23 protein-coding genes are annotated in these 20,429 nt (G+C 40.6%); 12 read left to right on the top strand and 11 right to left on the bottom strand.

Annotated features, from left to right (window positions below):
• Positions 1 to 312: 312 nt before the first annotated feature.
• From meaB to EHQ16_RS11895, 4 genes are all read right to left on the bottom strand, one after another.
• Complete coding sequence (gene meaB / locus EHQ16_RS11910) at positions 313 to 1,428, bottom strand: methylmalonyl Co-A mutase-associated GTPase MeaB (RefSeq protein ID WP_135631959.1); 1,116 nt, start codon at positions 1,426 to 1,428, stop codon at positions 313 to 315.
• Positions 1,429 to 1,532: 104 nt separating this feature from the next.
• The gene (gene scpA, locus EHQ16_RS11905; RefSeq protein WP_135631960.1) at positions 1,533 to 3,671 is read right to left on the bottom strand and encodes a methylmalonyl-CoA mutase; all 2,139 of its coding nucleotides are present in this window, start codon (positions 3,669 to 3,671) and stop codon (positions 1,533 to 1,535) included.
• A 1-nt stretch (position 3,672) separates the two neighbouring features.
• On the bottom strand, positions 3,673 to 5,484 hold the full coding sequence (locus tag EHQ16_RS11900) for a methylmalonyl-CoA mutase family protein (protein ID WP_135631961.1): 1,812 nt from the start codon (positions 5,482 to 5,484) through the stop codon (positions 3,673 to 3,675).
• Position 5,485: 1 nt separating this feature from the next.
• Positions 5,486 to 5,794: a hypothetical protein gene (locus tag EHQ16_RS11895; RefSeq protein ID WP_244242059.1), complete on the bottom strand. Its 309-nt coding sequence runs from the start codon at positions 5,792 to 5,794 to the stop codon at positions 5,486 to 5,488.
• Between the two features lie 65 nt (positions 5,795 to 5,859).
• On the opposite strand from EHQ16_RS11895, the gene EHQ16_RS11890 reads away from it, so the two are divergent.
• From EHQ16_RS11890 to EHQ16_RS11875, 4 genes are read left to right on the top strand one after another with little or no spacing between them, the layout of a single operon-like run.
• Entirely contained in the window at positions 5,860 to 6,528 is a 669-nt protein-coding gene (locus EHQ16_RS11890) for a lysoplasmalogenase (protein ID WP_135601038.1), read from the top strand.
• A 58-nt stretch (positions 6,529 to 6,586) separates the two neighbouring features.
• Positions 6,587 to 7,339, top strand: a complete 753-nt coding sequence (locus tag EHQ16_RS11885) for a ferritin-like domain-containing protein (RefSeq protein ID WP_135631962.1) — start codon at positions 6,587 to 6,589, stop codon at positions 7,337 to 7,339.
• The gene (locus EHQ16_RS11880; RefSeq protein WP_135631963.1) at positions 7,339 to 7,821 is read left to right on the top strand and encodes a DUF2505 family protein; all 483 of its coding nucleotides are present in this window, start codon (positions 7,339 to 7,341) and stop codon (positions 7,819 to 7,821) included. The genes EHQ16_RS11885 and EHQ16_RS11880 overlap by 1 nt, the downstream gene beginning before the upstream one ends.
• A gap of 55 nt (positions 7,822 to 7,876) precedes the next feature.
• On the top strand, positions 7,877 to 8,719 hold the full coding sequence (locus tag EHQ16_RS11875; protein ID WP_341867432.1) for a DMT family transporter: 843 nt from the start codon (positions 7,877 to 7,879) through the stop codon (positions 8,717 to 8,719).
• 9 nt (positions 8,720 to 8,728) lie between these two features.
• On the opposite strand, the gene EHQ16_RS11870 is transcribed toward EHQ16_RS11875, so the two are convergent.
• The 5 genes from EHQ16_RS11870 to EHQ16_RS11850 all read right to left on the bottom strand — a co-directional run bounded on the left by EHQ16_RS11870 (position 8,729) and on the right by EHQ16_RS11850 (position 11,373).
• On the bottom strand, positions 8,729 to 9,055 hold the full coding sequence (locus EHQ16_RS11870; RefSeq protein ID WP_208742290.1) for a DUF5615 family PIN-like protein: 327 nt from the start codon (positions 9,053 to 9,055) through the stop codon (positions 8,729 to 8,731).
• Positions 9,055 to 9,276 carry a DUF433 domain-containing protein gene (locus tag EHQ16_RS11865; protein WP_135631965.1) on the bottom strand — a complete coding sequence of 74 codons (222 nt, stop codon included), beginning with the start codon at positions 9,274 to 9,276 and terminating at the stop codon, positions 9,055 to 9,057. The genes EHQ16_RS11870 and EHQ16_RS11865 overlap by 1 nt, the downstream gene beginning before the upstream one ends.
• A gap of 241 nt (positions 9,277 to 9,517) precedes the next feature.
• Positions 9,518 to 9,751, bottom strand: coding sequence for a hypothetical protein (locus EHQ16_RS11860; RefSeq protein ID WP_135631966.1), 234 nt, complete (start codon positions 9,749 to 9,751; stop codon positions 9,518 to 9,520).
• Between the two features lie 233 nt (positions 9,752 to 9,984).
• The gene (locus EHQ16_RS11855) at positions 9,985 to 10,542 is read right to left on the bottom strand and encodes a dihydrofolate reductase family protein (protein ID WP_135631967.1); all 558 of its coding nucleotides are present in this window, start codon (positions 10,540 to 10,542) and stop codon (positions 9,985 to 9,987) included.
• Between the two features lie 96 nt (positions 10,543 to 10,638).
• A complete protein-coding gene (locus tag EHQ16_RS11850) occupies positions 10,639 to 11,373 on the bottom strand; it encodes a hypothetical protein (protein ID WP_135631968.1) in 735 nt (244 codons plus the stop codon).
• A gap of 309 nt (positions 11,374 to 11,682) precedes the next feature.
• Here EHQ16_RS11850 and EHQ16_RS11845 point away from each other — a divergent pair, with 309 nt between their 5' ends.
• Entirely contained in the window at positions 11,683 to 12,093 is a 411-nt protein-coding gene (locus EHQ16_RS11845; protein ID WP_135631969.1) for a hypothetical protein, read from the top strand.
• Positions 12,094 to 12,152: 59 nt separating this feature from the next.
• Positions 12,153 to 13,358 carry a hypothetical protein gene (locus EHQ16_RS11840; protein ID WP_135631970.1) on the top strand — a complete coding sequence of 402 codons (1,206 nt, stop codon included), beginning with the start codon at positions 12,153 to 12,155 and terminating at the stop codon, positions 13,356 to 13,358.
• A gap of 197 nt (positions 13,359 to 13,555) precedes the next feature.
• On the opposite strand, the gene EHQ16_RS11835 is transcribed toward EHQ16_RS11840, so the two are convergent.
• Both EHQ16_RS11835 and EHQ16_RS11830 read right to left on the bottom strand, forming a co-directional pair.
• Positions 13,556 to 13,945 carry a DUF302 domain-containing protein gene (locus tag EHQ16_RS11835; RefSeq protein WP_135631971.1) on the bottom strand — a complete coding sequence of 130 codons (390 nt, stop codon included), beginning with the start codon at positions 13,943 to 13,945 and terminating at the stop codon, positions 13,556 to 13,558.
• Between the two features lie 83 nt (positions 13,946 to 14,028).
• Positions 14,029 to 14,469 (bottom strand): hypothetical protein, encoded by a 441-nt coding sequence (locus EHQ16_RS11830; RefSeq protein ID WP_135631972.1) that lies wholly within the window; start codon positions 14,467 to 14,469, stop codon positions 14,029 to 14,031.
• Between the two features lie 141 nt (positions 14,470 to 14,610).
• Here EHQ16_RS11830 and speE point away from each other — a divergent pair, with 141 nt between their 5' ends.
• The 6 genes from speE to EHQ16_RS11800 are packed head-to-tail and all read left to right on the top strand — an operon-like array spanning position 14,611 to position 20,425.
• Complete coding sequence (gene speE, locus EHQ16_RS11825) at positions 14,611 to 15,456, top strand: polyamine aminopropyltransferase (protein ID WP_004787861.1); 846 nt, start codon at positions 14,611 to 14,613, stop codon at positions 15,454 to 15,456.
• A gap of 6 nt (positions 15,457 to 15,462) precedes the next feature.
• The gene (locus EHQ16_RS11820) at positions 15,463 to 16,716 is read left to right on the top strand and encodes a hypothetical protein (RefSeq protein WP_135631973.1); all 1,254 of its coding nucleotides are present in this window, start codon (positions 15,463 to 15,465) and stop codon (positions 16,714 to 16,716) included.
• Positions 16,706 to 17,437 carry a hypothetical protein gene (locus tag EHQ16_RS11815; RefSeq protein ID WP_135631974.1) on the top strand — a complete coding sequence of 244 codons (732 nt, stop codon included), beginning with the start codon at positions 16,706 to 16,708 and terminating at the stop codon, positions 17,435 to 17,437. The genes EHQ16_RS11820 and EHQ16_RS11815 overlap by 11 nt, the downstream gene beginning before the upstream one ends.
• Positions 17,434 to 18,303, top strand: coding sequence for a hypothetical protein (locus EHQ16_RS11810; RefSeq protein WP_135631975.1), 870 nt, complete (start codon positions 17,434 to 17,436; stop codon positions 18,301 to 18,303). Before EHQ16_RS11815 ends, EHQ16_RS11810 begins: the two co-directional genes overlap by 4 nt.
• Positions 18,300 to 19,127, top strand: coding sequence for an orotidine-5'-phosphate decarboxylase (gene pyrF / locus EHQ16_RS11805; protein WP_135631976.1), 828 nt, complete (start codon positions 18,300 to 18,302; stop codon positions 19,125 to 19,127). Before EHQ16_RS11810 ends, pyrF begins: the two co-directional genes overlap by 4 nt.
• A 26-nt stretch (positions 19,128 to 19,153) precedes the next feature.
• Positions 19,154 to 20,425 (top strand): NAD(P)/FAD-dependent oxidoreductase, encoded by a 1,272-nt coding sequence (locus EHQ16_RS11800; RefSeq protein WP_135631977.1) that lies wholly within the window; start codon positions 19,154 to 19,156, stop codon positions 20,423 to 20,425.
• The last annotated feature ends 4 nt before the right edge of the window (positions 20,426 to 20,429 follow it).

Raw genomic sequence — 20,429 nt, 5'->3', positions numbered from 1 at the left:
ATCATACTAGGATCGACTCACCCAAATACATACAAACGCGAACTGAGTCCGTTGATTGGATCTCTATCTTTTGGGTCAAACTCAGGTTTGTACTATGGTTCGGTGTGTACTTTGCTCTCGTGTTTCTGATGAATTGGATTTTGTAATTTTTTATACCATTTGGTAGATAGACAATTCCCTAAAGCCCCGCTAGAATATATCTTTGGATACCAGTCTTTCCTATTCTTTGATTGGTACTAGCGAACGATTTCCATTTGACAATCTATTTGCCCGTGCAAGCGCCATCGTGAGTGACCCCTCGGTGGTGTTTTTTTATTTGCCTGTTAGATGTTTGATTTCTTTTAAGAGAGTGGATTGGCCCGCCATCAGCTTTTTTTCCGATTCCATGATGGATTCTTTTTTGCCTGGACGCATAAAAAATTGTTCTAGTACCACTTCTCTAAGAGTTTCTTCAAACCACATACGGGTTTGGTTCTCTCTATTCTTCGCATAATGTCCGTTTGATTTTGTGGTAGAAATATAATCTAAAACCAACTTCCAAATTTCATCGATTCCTTTTCCACCGATCCCACTGCAAGTGGTGGCCCTAGGTGTCCATTTGGATTCAGGTGCAGGAAAAAGATGTAAGGCCGATTCGTATTCAACCCGCGCACGCATCGCAAAAGGTTCATTTTGTCCATCTGCCTTATTGATGGCAATGAGATCCGCCATTTCCATAATCCCACGTTTGATCCCTTGGAGTTCATCTCCCGCGCCGGCAAGCATCAGTAGTAAAAAAAAGTCCACCATGGAATGGACTTGGGTTTCGGATTGTCCGACACCCACAGTTTCGATGATGATAGTATCAAATCCGGCTGCTTCACAGAGATACATGGATTCGCGGGTTTTTCTAGCAACTCCTCCCAAAGAACCACTGCTAGGTGATGGACGAATGAATGCATTTTCTGATTTGGAAAGAATTTCCATCCTTGTTTTGTCACCAAGGATAGAACCTTTGGTTCTTTGGCTACTGGGATCAATGGCAAGGACAGCGAGTTTGTGATTTTGTTCCAGAAGGTAACTTCCAAAACTTTCGATAAAGGTAGACTTACCAACACCAGGAACACCTGTAATTCCGATGCGGATGGAATTTCCCATCTTTGGCATCACAAGCTCTAGGACGGCCTGCGCTTTGTCATTATGGAGTTCTAAATTACTTTCCACAAGTGTGATGGCTTTGGAGAGGTGGGTGCGGTTTCCCGAAAGAATGCCGGCTGCTAGTTCTTCCGCTGAGATTTCCTTACGGCTTAGGGTTTTTCTTTGGTCACGAATGTAAGGAGAAATCGCAGGGGCATCGGCGACACCTGGGTTTACGGAAAGTGCCGATTTTGGATTCGCACCTTCTGCACCCTTTTCCTTTTTGCCAATGTCCTCGTTCGGTGTTTCCATATCGTTTGAATTTCTATTGGTGTATCATCCGAAAAAACACCGATTGTTGTTTAGACAAATCGGTGTTTGGTGGAACGGTTTCCCAGTCCTGTATTGTTTGGAATTTAAGCGGCTCTTCTTTCGCCGAGAAGGATGTTCAGAATTTGTTTGGCAGCTTCTGAAATCACAGTCCCTGGTCCAAAAATCGCTGTAGCACCCGATTTGTAGAGGAAGTCATAATCCTGCGCAGGAATCACCCCACCCACAACCACGAGTACATCTTCTGCTCCGAGTTTTTTTAACTCTTCAATCACTTGTGGGACTAGAGTTTTGTGACCGGCAGCAAGAGATGATACTCCCAAAATATGACAATCATTCTCTACCACTTGTTTGGCGACTTCAGCAGGTGTTTGGAATAAAGGCCCGATATCAACGTCAAAGCCCATATCCGCAAAACTAGTGGAGATCACTTTGGCACCACGGTCGTGGCCATCTTGTCCCATTTTGGCAACCATGATCCGTGGACGGCGGCCTTCTAATTTTGCAAATTCATCCGCAAGGTCTCTTGCTTCGATATACCCTTTGTCTTCGGAAATTTCAGAGGAATACACTCCAGAGATAGAACGAATCACAGCTTTGTACCTCCCAAATACTTTTTCCATGGCATAAGAAATTTCACCGAGAGAGGCTCTCTTTCGTGCAGCATCCACTGCGAGTTCGAGAAGGTTCCCTTCACCGGTTTCTGCACATTTGGTAATTGCGTTTAACGCAGCTTCTACGGCAGAACTATCCCGATCTTTTTTCATTTGTTCCAAACGTTTGATTTGGGCAATACGAACCGCAGTATTATCAATGTCTAAAATATCAAGAGGAGCTTCCTTATCCAAACGGAACCGGTTCACTCCCACAATCACATCCTTTCCAGAATCGATACGGGCTTGTTTTCTGGCAGATGCTTCTTCGATTCGCATCTTAGGAATTCCTGTTTCGATGGCTTCTGCCATTCCACCTAGCTTTTGTACTTCGGTGATGAGGGCCCAAGCTTTTTGGACTAAATCATTTGTGAGTTTTTCTACATAGAAAGAACCACCCCAAGGGTCGATGACTCGGTGGATATTGGTTTCTTCTTGGAGATAAATCTGTGTATTTCGTGCAATCCTTGCTGAGAAGTCAGTAGGTAGGGCAATGGCTTCATCCAGGGCATTTGTATGTAAGGACTGCGTATGGCCTAGGGCTGCGGCCATTGCTTCGATACAAGTCCTTCCTACGTTGTTGAAAGGGTCTTGTTCGGTGAGAGACCAACCCGATGTTTGGCAGTGAGTTCGTAGAGCCAATGACTTTGTGGATTTGGGTTGGAACTGGTTGACGATCTTTGCCCAAAGAAGCCTTCCCGCCCGCATCTTTGCGATCTCCATAAAATGATTCATTCCAATCGCCCAGAAAAAAGATAGGCGAGGAGCAAACTCATCCACGGAAAGCCCAGAAGCAATTCCTGTTTTGATGTATTCCCATCCATCAGCAAGTGTGTAAGCAAGTTCCAAATCAGCAGTGGCACCCGCTTCTTGCATATGGTATCCAGAAATGGAAATGGAGTTAAACTTAGGCATGTACTTGGAAGTATAACCAAAGATATCAGCAATGATTTTCATGGAATGTTTGGGTGGGTAAATGTAAGTATTCCGCACCATAAACTCTTTCAAAATATCATTTTGGATGGTACCGGAAAGTTTGTCTTTGGAAACTCCTTGTTCTTCTGCCGCCACAATGTAGAAGGCAAGCACTGGAATCACCGCTCCATTCATGGTCATGGAAACAGACATTTGGTCCAGAGGGATTTGGTCGAAGAGGATTTTCATATCGAGAACCGAATCGATGGCCACACCGGCTTTCCCCACGTCGCCTACCACACGGTCATGGTCAGAGTCGTAACCACGGTGGGTGGCAAGGTCAAAGGCAACAGATAGTCCTTTCTGCCCGGCAGCTAAGTTTCTACGATAAAAGGCATTGGATTCTTCGGCAGTGGAGAACCCTGCATATTGGCGCACAGTCCAAGGTTTGTTCACATACATCGTGGAATAAGGGCCACGTAGGTAAGGAGGAATCCCTGCAGCATAATTTAGATGTTCCATCCCTTCCAAATCAGCCTTCGCATAACGAGACTGTATGGAAATGCCTTCTGCCGTTTGCCAAAGGGAAATGGATTTTGGATCTGGTTTCCCTGAACTGAAAGAAAGAGGGGTATTTGCAAAATTAGGTTTGTTCATTTTATTTCCCGATCCATTTGGTTTGGGCTTTTTCCATAAATTCCACGATGTTTCGTTTCATATGGATGAAGTCGTCGATTCCGAGTGATTCCGCTTGGGAGATGAGATCTTTTGGATATCCTGCAAGTAGTTTCCAAGAATTGGCGAGTTGGGATTTCATTTCCGAGACAAATTCAGGAAGGTAGGTCGCATACTCTTCGTCAGACGAACAAAGGACAACGATTTCGCATCCCTGTTCTTTTGCCTTCGCAACTCCTTCTTTGACAGAAACAATTCCTAAGTTGTCAACAATTTCATACCCAAGGCAACCGAGGAAATTGGAACTAAAACCAGCGCGAGCTTTTCGCATGGTTAGATCGCCAATGGTGAGTAAAAATATTTTAGGAAGTTTTTTACCTGCTGCCACATGGGCATCTGTAAGATTTCTCCATTTGTCAAATTCGTAAGAAAGACGAACTGAGACTAGAGAAGCATAGGTTGTTTGTTTTTTCGGATTGATTTGGCCGTTTGTTTCTTCCAAGGAAGTTTTTAGTTCGGGATGTCTTTCGGAAGGGAGAGGGTATTGGTTTGTTCCGAGTAAAATTTCTTTTTTCGTAGCGAGAGAGTTTCTTTTTTTGTCAGCCCGATCACTGATGTCTTTTTGGATGGAACCTTTTTTTAAGGCCTCTCCAAAACCACCATCTTTCTCCAGGCCCTGGAATTTTGCCCAGGCAGATTCCGCTAATTTTTTAGTGAGGACTTCTAAATAATAAGATCCGGCTGCTGGGTCTTCCACCTTATCAAGGTATGACTCATAACGAAGAAGGAGTTGTGAATTTCTAGCGATTCGTTTGCCTAACTCTTGTTGTGCGGAGTATTCGGAATCAAACGGCAATACAGAAACAAAATCAGCTCCACCCATCACCGCAGACATCGCCGCAGTGGTTCCTCGTAACATATTCACATAAGGGTCGTAAGCCGTGAATTGGAAATTGGATGTCCTTGCTACGATGAGTGCTGGGAGTGATTCTCCAAGTCCTGGTTTGTAAGCATTTAAGATTTCTGTCCAGAGGATACGGAATGCACGAAATTTTGCAATTTCCGTGAAGTAGTCGGAACCAATTCCCATCCAAAACCAAATGTTTGCGGCAGCATCTTCGATTCCGACACCGGCATCAAGATGGCGGTTTAAGTAATCTACACCCCAAGAAAGAGAATAAGTTAGTTCTTGGCCAATAGAGGCACCGGCATCACGCAAAAAGTAACTATGGATTCCAACACCGGCAAACCCTTTGGTTCCCGCAAGCGAAGAGAAAGTTTTACCAATTGTGTTTTCTTCGATTCCTAGTTCCCCATCTTTTAGAGCAGAGCCGTAAGGGTCAAAGTCACCGAGTACGATGTTATGCGAAAGTGTGAGTTTTTTCAGAGAGTCGGAAAAACTGGCAGTTTGGTTCCCGAGAGAAACGACGAGAGGGAGATTCCCCGTAAGGCCCGCCAATCTTTCTAAATCTCCAGAGGAAGTGATTTTTAATCCGGATGGTTTTCCAGTTTGCCCATTCCCCACAAGAACCACAGCATCGGCCCCTTTTTTGGAAAGATCAGAAAGTTCGGATTCGGAAGTTACGGTTTCTGTGACCAACCAACCATTGGTTCGTTTGTAAACTCGGGGGAGGTCAGTGATATCTTCTTTGCGGTAGAAGGGTTCGATTTTGAAACCTTCTTCTGTTTCCCAAGTGACTTTGTCCCAAGGGTTCCCTTTTAGGTCTTTGAGGATTTGGTTTTTCCAATCCTCAGTGGAAACTTCAGCGAAGTCTGAAAATAAAAATTCGTTCAATTTATTCCTCTACGATTTGGTAATCTTCCATGTATCCAGGAAAGTCACCTAACGCACGTGTGAAGGTGAATTTTGCCGGATAAACGACTAGACGTTTCCCTGATTGTATAAATGTTCCTGATAGCAGTGTGAAAGGGGTAGCAACGATGAATGCGGCGGTTCCGAGAACGGTACCAGCGAGGCCCATGGGCCTTGCCACTATCAAATCAATTAACATTTCGCCACCAGAGGGGACTTCTCTTGCGGACAAACTTTGGCTCCATAAGAGACAGATTAAGAAAAGGATGGACAAGGGTCGTGTTTGTTTCATAGGCTGATCACTCGGGCTTTCATCTGATGAAATCTCGAGAATGATCTCCCTGTAAAGTAAGAAATATGGCTAAAGAAATTGTTTTGTTTGTTCTCTATTCTATTGTGCATCTTTTTGCGATCGCTACGATCACAAAACAGGATGTTTTTTATCTCCCATCAAAAATCATCCCGATCCTCATTCTCATCGTAGCGTTGTTTCGTTACTTCCCGAGTTTGGAAAAACGTGGGAAATTGGTGGCTGTGGGTCTTGTGTTTTCTCTTTTTGGTGATAGTTTTCTTGCTCTCCCCAAAGAAGGATTTTTTGTGTTTGGACTTGGTTCCTTTCTGATTGCACAATTGATTTATTCCTATGCCTTCACTTTGGATTCCAAAATCAAACCCATCCTAGCGGTGCCGTTTTTACTTTTTGGTAGTTCCTTCTTTTTGGTTTTGGTACCTAAACTTGGATCACTTCTCATTCCGGTAGGAGTTTATATTTCTGCGATTTGTCTCATGGGTTGGCGAGCGGCTGCCAGAAATTCTGTGTCCAAACCATTTTATCTTGGCCTTCTCGGTGCATTGGTCTTTATTCTTTCCGATTCTTTAATCGCATATTCTATGTTTCTAAAACCGGAAATGGACAGATTCACGGCTTCCATGGGAATTATGATCACCTATTATATTGCCCAAGTGCTCATTTACTCTGCCACAAAGTTGGAAGAGTTGGATGTTCGTTCAGTGAAAAATACTTGATTCACTTATAAGTCGCGAGTATCGTATCTATGGTTTTGAATAACCAGGGAATGGGATTATGAAATCACTAAAAAAAACATCCTTTATCGAAGCAGTTGCCGCTGCCATTGAACATGAGGTTCAATGTTTTAACTTTTATCTTAAACTCTCAGAAAGTCTACCTGAAGGTCAAATCAGAGAATTGTTCAGCCAACTTGCGTTAGATGGTGATGAGCACATTAAATTCATCAAAGAAATTTATAAAGGTGCAGAAGGGAAAGAACTCCCCAACCTAAAACAACTTTCCGAAATTGAGAAGTTCCATTCATCGACCATCCAAAAGGTCATGGATCGTTTGGATCGAAACAAAAACGAAGAAGTCAAAGCAGATGAAAGAAAAGCATTGGAACTTGCCATCCGAGAAGGGGAAGATGCTCGTAATTTTTATGCAACCATTCGTAACAAATTCCAAGATCCAAAAATCAATTTGTTATTTCAAAAGTTAGCAAACTTTAACGAGTCCAATAACTCACTTCTTGAGGCACAAGCCTTGGCAATGGAACAGTCCACACCGGCCGACCAAGTTTTTTATTGGGAAGATGAGGAACTGATGGAACAAGTGAATCGTTCTACAAAATCATCATCAAAACCAAAAGTGTCCAAACCGGCACCAAAACCAAAAACAGCAAAGGCAAAACCTTCTCCTAAAAAAACTTCTAAACCAGCAAACAAGAAGTCGGCGAAGAAAGCAGTTAAAAAGGCAGTGAAAAAAGCCGTCAAAAAAGCGGCAAAAAAATCTAAACCTGCTAAGAAAAAAGGTAAGAAAAAATAGTGAAATACCAAGTAACACATACATTCCCCGTTTCCCTTGATAAACTCCTTCATGCAAGAGAGGAGAGATACAAACATTTGGATCAGTTCCCTGATTTAAAAAATGTTACTCTACTAGAAGAAACAAAAGAGGGGAATACCATCCGCCAAAAACGAAAGGTAAGTTTGGAAGGATCAATGCCTGCTGTACTTTCGGCTGCGCTGAACGACCTTTCCCTTTTGGAAGAATCTACTTTTGACATTACTACCAACACCCACGAATTCAAAATTTCCCCGCCAGGGAAGGACAATGTATTTGTGATCAAAGGAAAAAGTAAATATGAAGCGGATGGTTCAGAATCCAAACGTTCTTATGATGTAGATGTGGTTTCTAGTCTTCTTTTTGTTTCTCCCATTGTGGAAAAAGCCATTGAAGAAATTCACAAACATAGTTTGGAAAAAGACAGAAAATCCATCGCCAAATTTCTGGGGGTAGAATCTTAAGTAAGAAGTGAAGTCTTCTTCTCCTTCGTTTCTACGATCTGTATTGGAACTCAATTTGACGATCCTCATTATGGGGAACGTCACTTTGTTTGCCAAACTCCTTCCTTTCCCCGCAGTTACGATCATTTCTGGTCGCGCTTTGTTTTCCGTTATCTTACTTGGTCTTTTCTTTTGGCTTCGTGGTAAGTCGGTATCTTACCGGAGTTTTAAAGACTTTGCCTTTGTGTTTGGAATTGGAATTTTATTTGCCCTGCACTGGGTCACGTATTTTCATTCCATCCAAGTTTCGACTGTGGCTGTCGGGATGTTGTCACTTTTCACCTATCCCGTATTTTCTGCGATCTTAGAACCAATGTTTGGTGGGAAAAGGCCGGAACCGTTTGCTTTCTTTCTGGCCCTCTTTTCTTTTTTTGGACTTTTTCTCATTGTGCCTGACCTCTCTTGGGACAACCAAATGTTCCAAGGAGTGGTTTGGGGTGTGGTCTCAGCAGTTCTTTATGCCATTCGGAATCTACTCACCAAAGAAATGCATGTCCATTATCCGAGTGCGCAGATCCTTTTCACCCAACTGATTGCCACAAGCATTGTCCTCCTACCCTTTGCCGATGGCCTCTTTGTGATGCTCGCCGAACCCAAATACCTGGTATTCCAAGTGGTTCTTGCCGGTGTGTTTACTTCGCTTGCTCATACCATTTGGATTCGCAGTTTATCGAATTTGTCTGTGACCACGGCGGGAACTTTGTCTACTCTCAGTCCGATTTACGGAAGTTTGGCGGCCTGGTATTTTTTAGGTGAAGTGCCACCCGATAGACTTTGGTTAGGTGGCGGAGTGATTTTGTTTTGTGCGATTTTGGAAGTGTTTCGGAAACAAGCGGAGAGTGGAAAGGGGGAGGAGTAGTCGATACCTTTAGACTAAAAATAGAATTCCTGCTTCTGGATTTTTAGTAAATGCTTTGATCGTAGAACTGTTTTCTTTTAGTAACGAAACGATGGAAGAAGTATTGCAATTCCCTCTTTTTATTTGTATGATTTTTGGCGGGAATCCCTTTTTGTCTAAAATTTTATGAAAATCATTATCTTTGGTTACAATGATTAGATTTTTTTCAAACGCTATTTTCCAGATGACTTCATCGGAAGATTCTATCCCAAGTGAAAAAACATGTTCCGAATTTGGAAAAATGTCAGCTAAATGTGCAATTAAATTTGGTGAAAGGTTTGCATCGAATAAAAGCATTATGCTACTAGAATTGATTTATTCTGATCAGCAGCAAAGGCTAAACTAGCTAATATATCTTCTTTGGTGAGGTAGGGAAACTCTTGTAGTATTTCATGGTATTCCATACCAGAGGCTAGATATTCTAGAATGTCATAAACGGTAATTCTCATCCCGCGAATACAAGGTTTGCCTCCTCGCACTTCGTTATCAAAAGAAATATATTTCCTATAATCTACCACAACTAGATTTTGGTAGAATTTTGGAATACGTCAAGTTAATTCAATGAGTGCTAGTAATTAAAATTTAAGATTAATCGAGTCCATAATCAATTCCCCACGCCACCGATGGTAGCGGAAATCCTTTCGCAAAGAGAAAGATTGGAGCGGACAGCGGGATCGCCTAATGAAAAATATATGAGAACAGGTACCCATTGGCGAGGCGCCCGGAAGCTACATTGTCTGGTTTGATACTCGTTCGATATTAAAATAACTCAAAACGTATTGATACATTTGGATTTCCTGCCTTAAACACTAAATAGAAGCTTAGTTCACTGATTGATTTTGAACGGAAGGATTCGTGTTCGTAGATGATTTCTGTCGGGAGAGAGGAATTTGGCGTTGCTTCGCTTTGGTCAGCTATGATTGAGCAGGATTTAGAATGGTAAGCAAGAGTGGTACCTGAATTTACGTTTCGATAAAGTTGATCTAATTGCATAGTCGAACCAAAATCTTTTCCCCGGTTCTAAGGTGATATTGTAAACCTTACCTTCTTCCAGAAGGATCTCTGGAGCAGAACAATAGTTAGGTTTGAAAAACCCGGCCATCACAAGAGAACCGATGAATAGATTTTGACCTCTTTTACGACTTTCCCTTTCTTCATCAATGCAATTAGAGGATAGGAATAAAGAGGAAACCAATGTAAGGAGTGAGAGGATGGATTTCATATCCCTAATTTTGAAATCCATACCGAAGGATGACTCCGCCTGTGGTGAGCGCTCGAGTTTCGATGAGATTTAAATTCTTCTCTGGGATTCCTTTTGGGAATAGAAGTTTTCCCTTCCCTAAAAATACGGGAGCTACACACAAACGAATTTCATCAAATAGATTTGCTTTGAGTAGGGCTTCCGAAAGGTTCCCACTGCCGAATACAAACATATCTCCATTGCCTTCTTGTTTTCTTTTCTGAATTTCAGAGACAGCATCTTTGACAATCACTGAATGGTTCCAGTTTGCCGTTTGGAGAGTTCGGGAACAGACAAGTTTTTGGATTCTATTCATATACTTGGCAACTTCTCCTTCGTCTTCGTTTGCATTTGTCCAATAATCAGCCATACCTTTGTATGTAGTGGCACCAAACACGAGGCAGTCGGCTCCGTTCAATTGGACGAGGCTGAATTCTTCCAGTTCTTTTCCGTAAACTTGTCCGTGAAAACTAAGATCCCAACTTTTTTCACCTTCAAAATATCCATCTATGGTGATCACGTTCCACATAATTAATTTTCTCATTTGATTCTCCTGGTTCAAAAAGTTTAAGAATTGGTTTTATATAGGGTAAAGATCTGTTTTTCTGCCCTAGGTTTACACAGCCATTGAATGATCAAATTAGAATGTCAGTCCAGCAGAAATCAAGACTTGCGTAAAAGTTGTATTTTGAGGATACGAATAGTTTAAACTCTGACTTAAGATGAAATCTTGGTATTGTTTGGGTAACGATCCTTCGTAGTAATTCGGATTAAACAAAATATTGTGGTTTATTTTTCCCGCTTCAATGTATCCACATTGAAGTTCCAAAGCGAATAAAAAGTGGTTCCAAATTTCTGTTTTGTAACCGAGTCCAATCGAACTAAAAACTCTGTCAGAGAAGGAAGTGGTGTGTGTATAAGGTTCAAAATTGATATGATTCTGAGAATAGTTGGTATAATTTTCTCTTTTTACTGTGAATCCTTTTTCTAAACCTAAATTCACACTAGCAAAGATGGAAGTTGTTAGATAGTATTGGATGTTGAAGGCAAAAGTCTCACCCTGTTTGGTTCGCGAAAATTCGTAAATGGCATTGGCCCTATTGGGGTTGGAATAGTACTGCCCATAAGACTCTTCTTTACCTCTCCCAATCCCATATATCATTCCTAAATAAATATTTTTAAATGGCGAATAAAGAATCTGTAGGTTGAATGAACTTGGAGTTTTTCTATGTTGGTATCCGTTATCCGATTGAATGATCCAAGGAGTAAAGAGGATTTGTGTTTTTTTCCGTTCATTGTCTTCTGCGGATATACCTTTCGAAATTAAGCAGAAAAAAATAAAAAGTATCAGTTTTTTAAATTTGTTTGAGTTCATATCGAAAATGATTTTGTCTGATGATTATAATTTGTATCAGTTAAGAAAACAATATAAAAGATGTTTTTGTATATTTCCACGAAAAACAGCACCCACTAAAAAAATATTCTTTGGTGTAAGAAAACAGTTAGGTGACGAATTACCTTTGTTTTGTGTGATTCAAATTTGTATCATGAACATCATTCTTCGGGCCCGTTCCCAATTCCGAATTAAATTTAAACCCGTACAATAAAGTTTGACAGAATTTTCTTTTTCTAGTCTTTACTATCCTCTTGTAGAAATATCTTATTTCGACACTAGGAGTTCGTGATGAAAAAAATTAGTTTAATCATTGCAATGGCAGTTTCTGCCTCTGTATTTTACTGTCAGTCGGGGGATAAAACGGGCGCAATTGATGATAAAACCCTTCTGGAAGGAACTTGGGTTCTTACATCCAATTGTGTAACTGATCCGGCGCCAAATCCTAGTGCTTGGCTTATCATTAACAACAACCGGGATATTAAATCTTGTTATAAAAAAACAAGTTCTGTTGTGAAGGGGATACTCATCAAACAAAACGAAGGAAATTATAACATTGATTGGAAAGAAGGTCCTGCATCCAAAGCGCAGTATCCTGTAGGCGGAACATTGAATCTTTTTGGGATGACTACCGAAGGATCGACAATTTGTTATACTCGGATTAAAAATCCAAAACAAAACCCACCGGCATTTTGTAAGTGATCGAAAATCCTTCGAGAGGAATCGACGCTTGTATGTATTCGCATAACAGATAATAAAGTATGGATTTTGCCATTCTAAACAACGGGATTCAGATTGAGGCAGGGGGCGTTTCTTTTGCCTTCATTGCGATCAAAATCCTTCTTCTTTTGGTTGGGTCTATATTTGTACTTTTCAGTCTTCCTGGCCTTCTTGGAAAAAAACCTGTGGAGGATCCTACATTCAATCATCCTTTTATTATGTTTGTGAGTGGGATCTTTTGGTTTACTGTGGGTTTACTCACGCCGCTCGGAACGGAAAAAACTTCTATTTTTTTGGATGGGGTTTCTAAAGAAGTTTCGATCACAAAAGAATCTACGAATTTCAAAATCCCTTTTTCCGAATTTCAGTTTTTAATTCTACTCCCAAACTCTGCTTTTGTTGCAGAAGAAGATGACACCCAATCAAAATCTGATTCCGAAACCAAACATATCAGTTTAATCACTTCCTATGGTTTTGAGTTAGAGCTTGGATCGTTAGATTCGATGAGTCAAAATCAAAAATTGAAAGCTCTGGTTACGTTAATGAATCTTCCTATCATCAGATCTATTTCTGAAATCCCAAAAAAAATACAGCAGGAACCATCAAAATTAAGTGAGTTCAATCTTAGAAGTTCGGGAAGGAAAATCCAATCCGAATGGGACTGGATGCCTGTTCCGAGTTTTCTTTATCTTTTTGGATCTGGAATTATATTTCTTTATGGGATTTGTTTGGTGTATTATTTTTTAAGATTAGCACCAGCAAAGAAGTTTCCTTCCTTCTCGCAGATTCTTTGGGGGATTGTTTTTATTTTTTTCTCTAGTTTTATTCTCTACATCACTTTGATTTATGGATGGGGAAGGAACCAAGTTTGGATCGGTGAAGAAAGTATCAAAAGAGAGTTTTCTCTTTTTGGTATTTCCATTAGTTCTCAAGTAGTTCCGAAAAAATCATTGGGTAGTTTGTATTTAAACTATCCAATTGGGAAAGAGGAGCATTGTCTTTTATACCTTCTCTATCAGTCGGAGAAATACCAAACACAATGGGAGAGAATTTACGAAACCAAGTGGGAAAGTATATACCGGTTTGATGAACCTAATTTGTTTTTTAAGATGAAAGTTTGTGACCTAACAATAGAAAATCGGTTAAAAATAATGAAAGATATCTATCAATTTTCTTTATCTGATTCTAGTGATACAGGTTCATCGCCGTCAGAAATAGGGAAGGAGAAGGAATCCAATTCATACTAAGAATTATTTGTAACAGAACTTAATGTGATCAAAGCGCCACCGATTATAGCGGAAATCCTTTCTGGTTGGAGAATCATATTGGATATCAAAAATCCTTCCAGAAAGATTGGAGCGGAAAGCGGGGTCGCCTAATGGATAGAATGTGGAAACAAAAATCCATTGGCGAGGCGCCCACTGTTTTTTAAAAAAAATCTAATTCATTCGTGTAAGTGGTGGATGACTTGGATTAGTTTTTCTTGTACTTCTTTCGCAATTTTTTCTAACTCTGGGTTCTGGACGAGTTTTGTCATGGTCATTGGGTCAAAGATGGAGACTTTGGTTTCCCCGTTTTTTTCTTCGGTGACAACCACATTGCAGGGGAGTAGTAGTCCAATTTCGTCAGCGGTTTGCAGGGCTTTGTGCGCAAAACCTGGGTTACATGCTCCAAGGATCGTGTAACGTTTGAAATCAACTCCAATCTTTTCTTTGAGGGTGTTTTTGACGTCGATGGTGGTAAGAACCCCAAATCCTTCTTTTTTTAGGGCTTCGGTTGTGTCGGTGATGGTCTCTTCAAAATTTTTTTTTCTGTGAACAGTGAGTCCTAACATAAATCCTCCGCAAGGTGCATACCCCATAGGGTATAGAAAAGAAAGGAACTTGCAAGAGTATTTTAGTTAGGATTTAAAAAAGATCATTCTTTTTTAGGGAGTTTTTGCATTTCTTCTACGCTGGGAAGTTGTGCAGACATATGGCGGATTTCCCCGGAAGAATTGAGTAAAAAGTATTGGGGGATGGGATCTGTTTTTAAGGAAACAAACCGGTCATCCAAAATCAAGGTTTGGAACTCTTGGTCGCGGGGGGTGTAGTTCAGCAAAACATAGGCTCCGAGGTCTGGTTTGCCTTCTCCACATTCCAATCCTTGTAACATCTCACAACGAGATTTGGTGATGGAAAGCAGGATGAGTTTTCCTTCGCGAGAGGCTTGGCCAAAGGCAAAGGATTTGTTGTGACCCCAGTGGATTTCTTCACTTGCCATTTCGTTGATTTTGACATAACCGAAAACGAGCAACAAAATGAAAAGAGGCATGGATAAAAAACCAAGCAGGTAAAAAACACGGGAATATTTCTGCATACAAGGCAATGGAACCGAAACACCCAGTTCCCGCCAAGTTGAATTTTTAATTGCCAACAAACAAAGAAACTTTAAAAAAAACTACACCTTCTTATTCACAAATCAAATCTGGTTTAAAGAGAGAAACCTTAGGAGAAATTAATGGAGATTTGGTATACCGAAAAATTGGAATTAGAAAAAGGCCGCGCTGTGAGTTACCGGGTAACAAAAACAATCGAAAGCCTACAATCTCCGTTCCAAAAAATCGATATTTTTGAAACACAATCCTTTGGCCGAATGTTTACACTTGATGGTGTAACGATGGTTACTAACAAAGATGAACATTCTTATCATGAAATGATTGCCCATATCCCGATGATGAGTCATCCCAATCCAGAATCAGTTTTGGTCATTGGTGGTGGGGATGGGGGAACTGTCCGCGAAGTTTTAAAACACCCGTCAGTCAAAGAAGTTGTGTTATGCGAGATTGACAAAGCAGTTGTAGATATTAGTTATAAATACTTTCCTGAATGTGCAGATGCAATGAAAGATCCCAAAGTCATCCATCATTATGATGACGGAGCAAAATTTGCACGCGACAACAAAGGTCGATTTGATGTGATCCTTGTGGATTCCAGTGATCCTGTGGGCCCTGCAGAAGTTTTATTTAAAGAACCGTTTTTCAGAGATATGGCAAGTGCACTAAAACCTACGGGAATTATCGCAACTCAAGCAGAATCTTTTTGGTATCATGGAGATGTGATCTCATCACTTTTTGATTTTATTCCTAAAATTTTTCCTGAGTATGGTTATTATTATACAACCATTCCTACTTATCCTTCTGGAATCATTGGGTTTACTTTTTTATCGAATGCGATTGATCCATATTCGGTAACACCAGATCCGAAACGTGTCCCTAAAGGACTCAAATACTATAGCCCAGAAATTCACAAAGCAGCATTTGTACTTCCTGAGTTTGCAAAAGCCTATATCAAACGAAAAGGTTAAAACTTTGTGAAACGGATTCCAGTTCTCTATTTTTTAATTTTAGTATCCTTTGCCATAAGACCTAATCCTCTTTTGGCTGGGGAAACCAAAGCAACAAAGTTGGAATTAGAGGCGGAATCTTATGAGGCACGCGGGTATCCAAAAAAAGCAGCGGAACTTCGTCATCAGATAAAAAAAATCCGTGAGGACCAATTCCGTGACCGCAACCGCGAGCCGCTTTATCCGATCACTTCGAATGTTCCTGCCACGAATAACGGTTCTTTAGAGTTCCACCAGGGCACTTGGGAAGTGGGGATTCGTGCGATGAGCCAAGGTGGTTTTTTTGCTCCGGGAGATACTTGGGCAGATGACAATGGAAGGGTTGCCTTTCAGGCTGGCACACCGTATTTCCCTCGTTCGTCGATTGGTTATCAAAATATTCGATCTTTGCCTTATGCGTATGAATGGGAAAAAAACCAGGGTTCTGGTTCGTTTTCTCCAAGAGTGGCTTATAAACATAAATCTGCAAAATGGGGATTGGAATATGTATACTTCCAATTCCAGACAACAAACAATTATCTTTCCTTAGGGTACGTGGAAGGTTTACTTTCCTCTTATCATAGCGATCGATTGCGTAGCGCAGAACATAAATTAGTTGTAAAAATCTACGAAGATTCTTCCAGAAACACTGGTTATAGTTGGGACTTCGGACTCAGAACTGGTTCCTTTCAGACAAATTCCGTATTTGCTTCCCAATCTTTAAACCAAACGGGCGTCATGCGAGATTCGATGCAGTATTTAGCACCAAGTGCGGGGTTTCGATTTTATCATAAAATTGGCGACGGAGTTTCTTATGATTTAGGTGGGGAAATGTTTGTGACTCCACTGGGCCGTTTAAATTATCGAAGGGATATAATGACCGGAAGTGGGGGTGCCATTCGGTTTGGAGAAGGTGCTGTTGCCGGTAACGAAGCATATTCGTTGTTCTCTGAGAAACCACTAGAGACTTCCATTGTTGGATTGGATCTTTTAGCCCAGGCCAATTGGCAACCTTGGCAACACCATAAGTTTCATTTAGGATTACATATGGTGCAATACGTTTGGAGGGCCAACGAATCATCCGCTCCAGGAATTCGTGCTTTGAATGAAGATTCTTTTGTTTCTGGTGTGAGGGATTATTATTTAAGTTCAGCTTTTTATGAATCGGATGGACTTGATAATCGTTCTGCGCGAGTTTATGCCATTTCGAATTTATACTTTGGGTACACTTATGTTTTTTAAACTAAGGTTTCATTTGATCATTCCCACTTTGATTTCTCTTTTTGTATGGGGATGTGGGGTTTCTCTCCGAGTGTATAGACCGTTCCCAAAAGAGTCCTCTTTTGAGTTTGTCAAAAAAATGGATCATATAGAGGTCAAAGTCAAAGAAGAAAACCGAATGAAGATGGGTGTTTACGATGGGTATTTTGCAGATCCAGAAGCACTCCCGAATGAATACGGCCCTTTGTCTTATTTGATTCGAAAAGAACTTTCTATCCGAGGGGATCGTTTTCCTTTGTTAATTGGTCGCGGTGGAAAAATTTTGATCGATGAATACCAATTGGTTTCTTTGGACAGGTGTTCAAAGAATCTAACCTTTGTGCGGATGAAAGCGAGGATACAAATCCAAGGCCAATCAGAAGAAGAGTTTTCTTATTATGATGAAATTGACTCTCATGTTACGAATTGTTATTTGACGGGAAGTATTCTGACCCTTGTTCCTTTGGTTTGGTATGTTCCTTATAATGGATTTCGTGGGAACAGGGAAGACCAATTGAACCAATTGGGTAGAAATTCTTTAACAGAGTTTTTTACTCGTTTGGAAATTCTTTCTAGTTATAACGGTAGTTCTCCTGTGGATAAATTTTCAGAACCGGAACCACCGCCGGTAAAACAGAAAAAAACGCCAGCAAAACAAGAACCAGTTGACCCCAAACTCAAGGAAATCATGGAAAGTTTATGAAATTTTTTTCCTTTGTATTAATCCTTGGCCTTAGTTTTTGTTTCACAAATTGTTATTCATTGGAAAAACCATACAATTATGGAAATCCATACCTTCCTAGTCCCGAATTTACCGAAGATGATCCACAATTTGAAGAAGGGGAACCAGTTTGGATTTTAGACCAAACGGGGAATTGGATTTTTTCTCTTCCTTCCAAGTTGGTTCTTTGGAATCTAAAAGCAGACAACCATCACATTTCAAAAGAAACAAAAGAGTATTTGATTCGTTATATCAAAGAAAATAATTTACGGGATGTGAAAGTTCGTTTCAACCAATACGCACCACTTTCGGAATGGAAACGACTCCCTAAAAATAAAAATATCAATCCGGTCATTCGTTACTTTTTTGGATCTATTTCTCTACTTGCTTATACCTTTCTACCTGGCCGTCTGCTTGCAGGAACCGTTGGAGGAGACCATTACAATTCTTTTACCAACACGATCAATGTGTACTCTGATTTACCAGCGGTCGTGATTCATGAAGGGGGTCATGCCAAGGATTTTGCACAAAGAGAAAAAAGAACTCTTTATGCTACTATGTATGCCATCCCAGTGGTTGGTTCTTTGTATCATGAAGCGAGGGCTTCTGATGACGCTCTCAATTATTTTGCGGAAAAAAATGATAAAGAACAATTAGAGTCCTCTTATGAGTTACTTACTCCAGCTTACTCTACTTATGTGGGAGGTGCAATTGGTGATGTCGTGGCAAATCCGATCACTGCACTCACTGTGATCCCTGGACATATATATGGTCGCTATAAAAAACGAGATATCGATAGCGAATTAGAAAAAAGAAAACAGAAGATCCAATTTAAGGAACCTAAGTGAATTTCAAATCCAACTTCATTCAAAAATTCGAATTCAGACGAGATACCTTAAAATCTCTTCTTTGTATTGGTCTCGATCCTGAATTGGAAAAGTTACCGAAGGTAAGTTTGGATTCGAAAGCACCTCTTGTCCATTTTACAGAAACCATCATTCGTTACACACATTCTTATGCAGCGGCTTGGAAACCCAATGTTGCTTTTTTTGAAAGGTTGGGGGCAGAGGGATATTTTGCTTTAGAGTATATGGTTCGGTTGATGAGGGAAGTTTCTCCGTTAGTTCCCATTGTGATGGATGCCAAACGTGGTGACCTTGCCAATACTTCCAAAGAATATGCTAAGTATTTTTTTGAAACCTTGGGTGTGGATGCCCTCACCGTCAATCCGTATATGGGGCGAGACAGTCTGGTTCCATACCTCGACCTAGGTGGGTATATTTTTGTACTCGGACTCACATCAAATCCAAGTTCAGAAGATTTCCAAAAACAAAAACTTTTGGGTAAGGATCTTTATTTGTATGAAGAGGTGAGTGACCAAATGGCAAAACTTGGAAAGGAGTATCCAGACCAAGTAGGACTTGTCGTTGGGGGAACCCATCCATCCGAAATTCAATCCTTACGCAATCGCCACCCTGAATTGTATTTTCTTATCCCCGGATTCGGAGCACAAGGTGGGGACTTAGAATCCATCATCCAAGCTTCCGGAAATCGTTCTCTCATCAATTCTTCTCGGGGGATCACTCTCAGTTCTTTGGAAGATAATTTCGGACAAACTGCACAAAAGAAAGCGGAAGAAGTCCATCTTCAAATGAACCAACTCTTTCTCTAACGGTCTAATGACCGAAAGGGAAACAAGTGAAAGAAAAATTAGCCATCGTCGGTACAGGAATCGCCGGTCTCGGTTCCGCATACTTTTTAAAAAACAATTTTGATTTAACCATTTTTGACAATGCCAACTACATCGGCGGACATACCAATACGGTAATGGTAGAAGAAGATGGCGTAAAGATACCAATTGATACAGGATTCATTGTATTCAACCACGTAACCTACCCAAACTTACTTAGACTTTTCCAAACATTAAACGTTCCTACAAAAAAATCGGATATGTCTTTTAGTGTGCAACATGATCCCACCAAATTAGAGTTTTGTGGGTCTGGACTTTCTGGATTGTTCGCTCAGAAAAAAAATCTGTTTCGACCTCGGTATTTGAAGATGTTACTCGAGATTGACCGGTTCAACAAAACGGCTCCCAAAATTTTAGACGATCCCAAATATGATACTTGGAATTTAGGCCAGTATATGGAGGCCTTTGGATATGGGAAAGACATCCTAAATTTTTATTTAATTCCTATGAGTTCTGCGGTTTGGTCGACTCCTCCCGATCTGATGTTGGAATTTCCAGCCAAGTCACTCATTCGGTTTTTTTATAACCATGGATTTTTGGGACTGAACACCCAACACCAATGGTATACGGTGGATGGTGGTTCTCATGAATATATCAAAAGAATCATTCCCCCCATCAAAGAAAAATTCCGTCTGAATACTCCCGTCAAACAAGTGAACCGTACGAGTGACGGTAAGGTGGAACTTGTATTTGGTGAAGGAAAAAAGGAAATCTTTGATAAGGTTTTACTTGCCACTCATGGCCATATTTCTGCGAAATTACTTGGGAATCCGACAAAATTGGAAAACGAACTCCTTCCTCTTTACAAATACCAACACAATACAGCCACCTTACATACGGATGCGAGTGATATGCCAAATGTATCATCTTGTTGGTCGAGTTGGAATTATAAAATTGTAGAAGATGAATCCGGAAAACAAAATCCCTACACGATTTATTGGATGAATCGTTTGCAAAATGTTTCTAAAAAACAAAATTATTTTGTGACCATCAATGACCCAGGCCGCGTGGCAAAAGACAAAATCATTCAAAAAATTGATTATGAACACCCACTTTTTTCTGTTGAGGCCTCTCTTGGGCAAAACCGTTTGTTTGAATTAAACCAAAATGGGCCTATTTATTACGCGGGTGCTTACTTCCGATATGGATTTCATGAAGATGGATTTTTATCTGCAGTGAATGTTTCCCGTGACATTCTGAAAAGGGATCCATGGACTTAAACTC

This window comes from Leptospira kanakyensis (assembly GCF_004769235.1).
GTDB lineage: Bacteria > Spirochaetota > Leptospiria > Leptospirales > Leptospiraceae > Leptospira_A > Leptospira_A kanakyensis.
This window is presented reverse-complemented; position numbering and strand designations above follow the sequence as displayed.

What these genes read in the sequence shown, in the direction of transcription:
- EHQ16_RS11835 (WP_135631971.1), bottom strand. Translation starts at nt 13,945, where the DNA reads ATGTTAGGACTCACTGTTCACAGAAAAAAAAATTTTGAAGAGACCATC.
- EHQ16_RS11855 (WP_135631967.1), bottom strand. Translation starts at nt 10,542, where the DNA reads ATGAGAAAATTAATTATGTGGAACGTGATCACCATAGATGGATATTTT.
- meaB (WP_135631959.1), bottom strand. Translation starts at nt 1,428, where the DNA reads ATGGAAACACCGAACGAGGACATTGGCAAAAAGGAAAAGGGTGCAGAA.
- EHQ16_RS11840 (WP_135631970.1), top strand. Translation starts at nt 12,153, where the DNA reads ATGGATTTTGCCATTCTAAACAACGGGATTCAGATTGAGGCAGGGGGC.
- EHQ16_RS11890 (WP_135601038.1), top strand. Translation starts at nt 5,860, where the DNA reads ATGGCTAAAGAAATTGTTTTGTTTGTTCTCTATTCTATTGTGCATCTT.
- EHQ16_RS11850 (WP_135631968.1), bottom strand. Translation starts at nt 11,373, where the DNA reads ATGAACTCAAACAAATTTAAAAAACTGATACTTTTTATTTTTTTCTGC.
- EHQ16_RS11815 (WP_135631974.1), top strand. Translation starts at nt 16,706, where the DNA reads ATGTTTTTTAAACTAAGGTTTCATTTGATCATTCCCACTTTGATTTCT.
- EHQ16_RS11885 (WP_135631962.1), top strand. Translation starts at nt 6,587, where the DNA reads ATGAAATCACTAAAAAAAACATCCTTTATCGAAGCAGTTGCCGCTGCC.
- EHQ16_RS11845 (WP_135631969.1), top strand. Translation starts at nt 11,683, where the DNA reads ATGAAAAAAATTAGTTTAATCATTGCAATGGCAGTTTCTGCCTCTGTA.
- EHQ16_RS11870 (WP_208742290.1), bottom strand. Translation starts at nt 9,055, where the DNA reads ATGCTTTTATTCGATGCAAACCTTTCACCAAATTTAATTGCACATTTA.
- EHQ16_RS11860 (WP_135631966.1), bottom strand. Translation starts at nt 9,751, where the DNA reads ATGCAATTAGATCAACTTTATCGAAACGTAAATTCAGGTACCACTCTT.
- EHQ16_RS11810 (WP_135631975.1), top strand. Translation starts at nt 17,434, where the DNA reads ATGAAATTTTTTTCCTTTGTATTAATCCTTGGCCTTAGTTTTTGTTTC.
- speE (WP_004787861.1), top strand. Translation starts at nt 14,611, where the DNA reads ATGGAGATTTGGTATACCGAAAAATTGGAATTAGAAAAAGGCCGCGCT.
- EHQ16_RS11830 (WP_135631972.1), bottom strand. Translation starts at nt 14,469, where the DNA reads ATGCAGAAATATTCCCGTGTTTTTTACCTGCTTGGTTTTTTATCCATG.
- scpA (WP_135631960.1), bottom strand. Translation starts at nt 3,671, where the DNA reads ATGAACAAACCTAATTTTGCAAATACCCCTCTTTCTTTCAGTTCAGGG.
- EHQ16_RS11895 (WP_244242059.1), bottom strand. Translation starts at nt 5,794, where the DNA reads ATGAAACAAACACGACCCTTGTCCATCCTTTTCTTAATCTGTCTCTTA.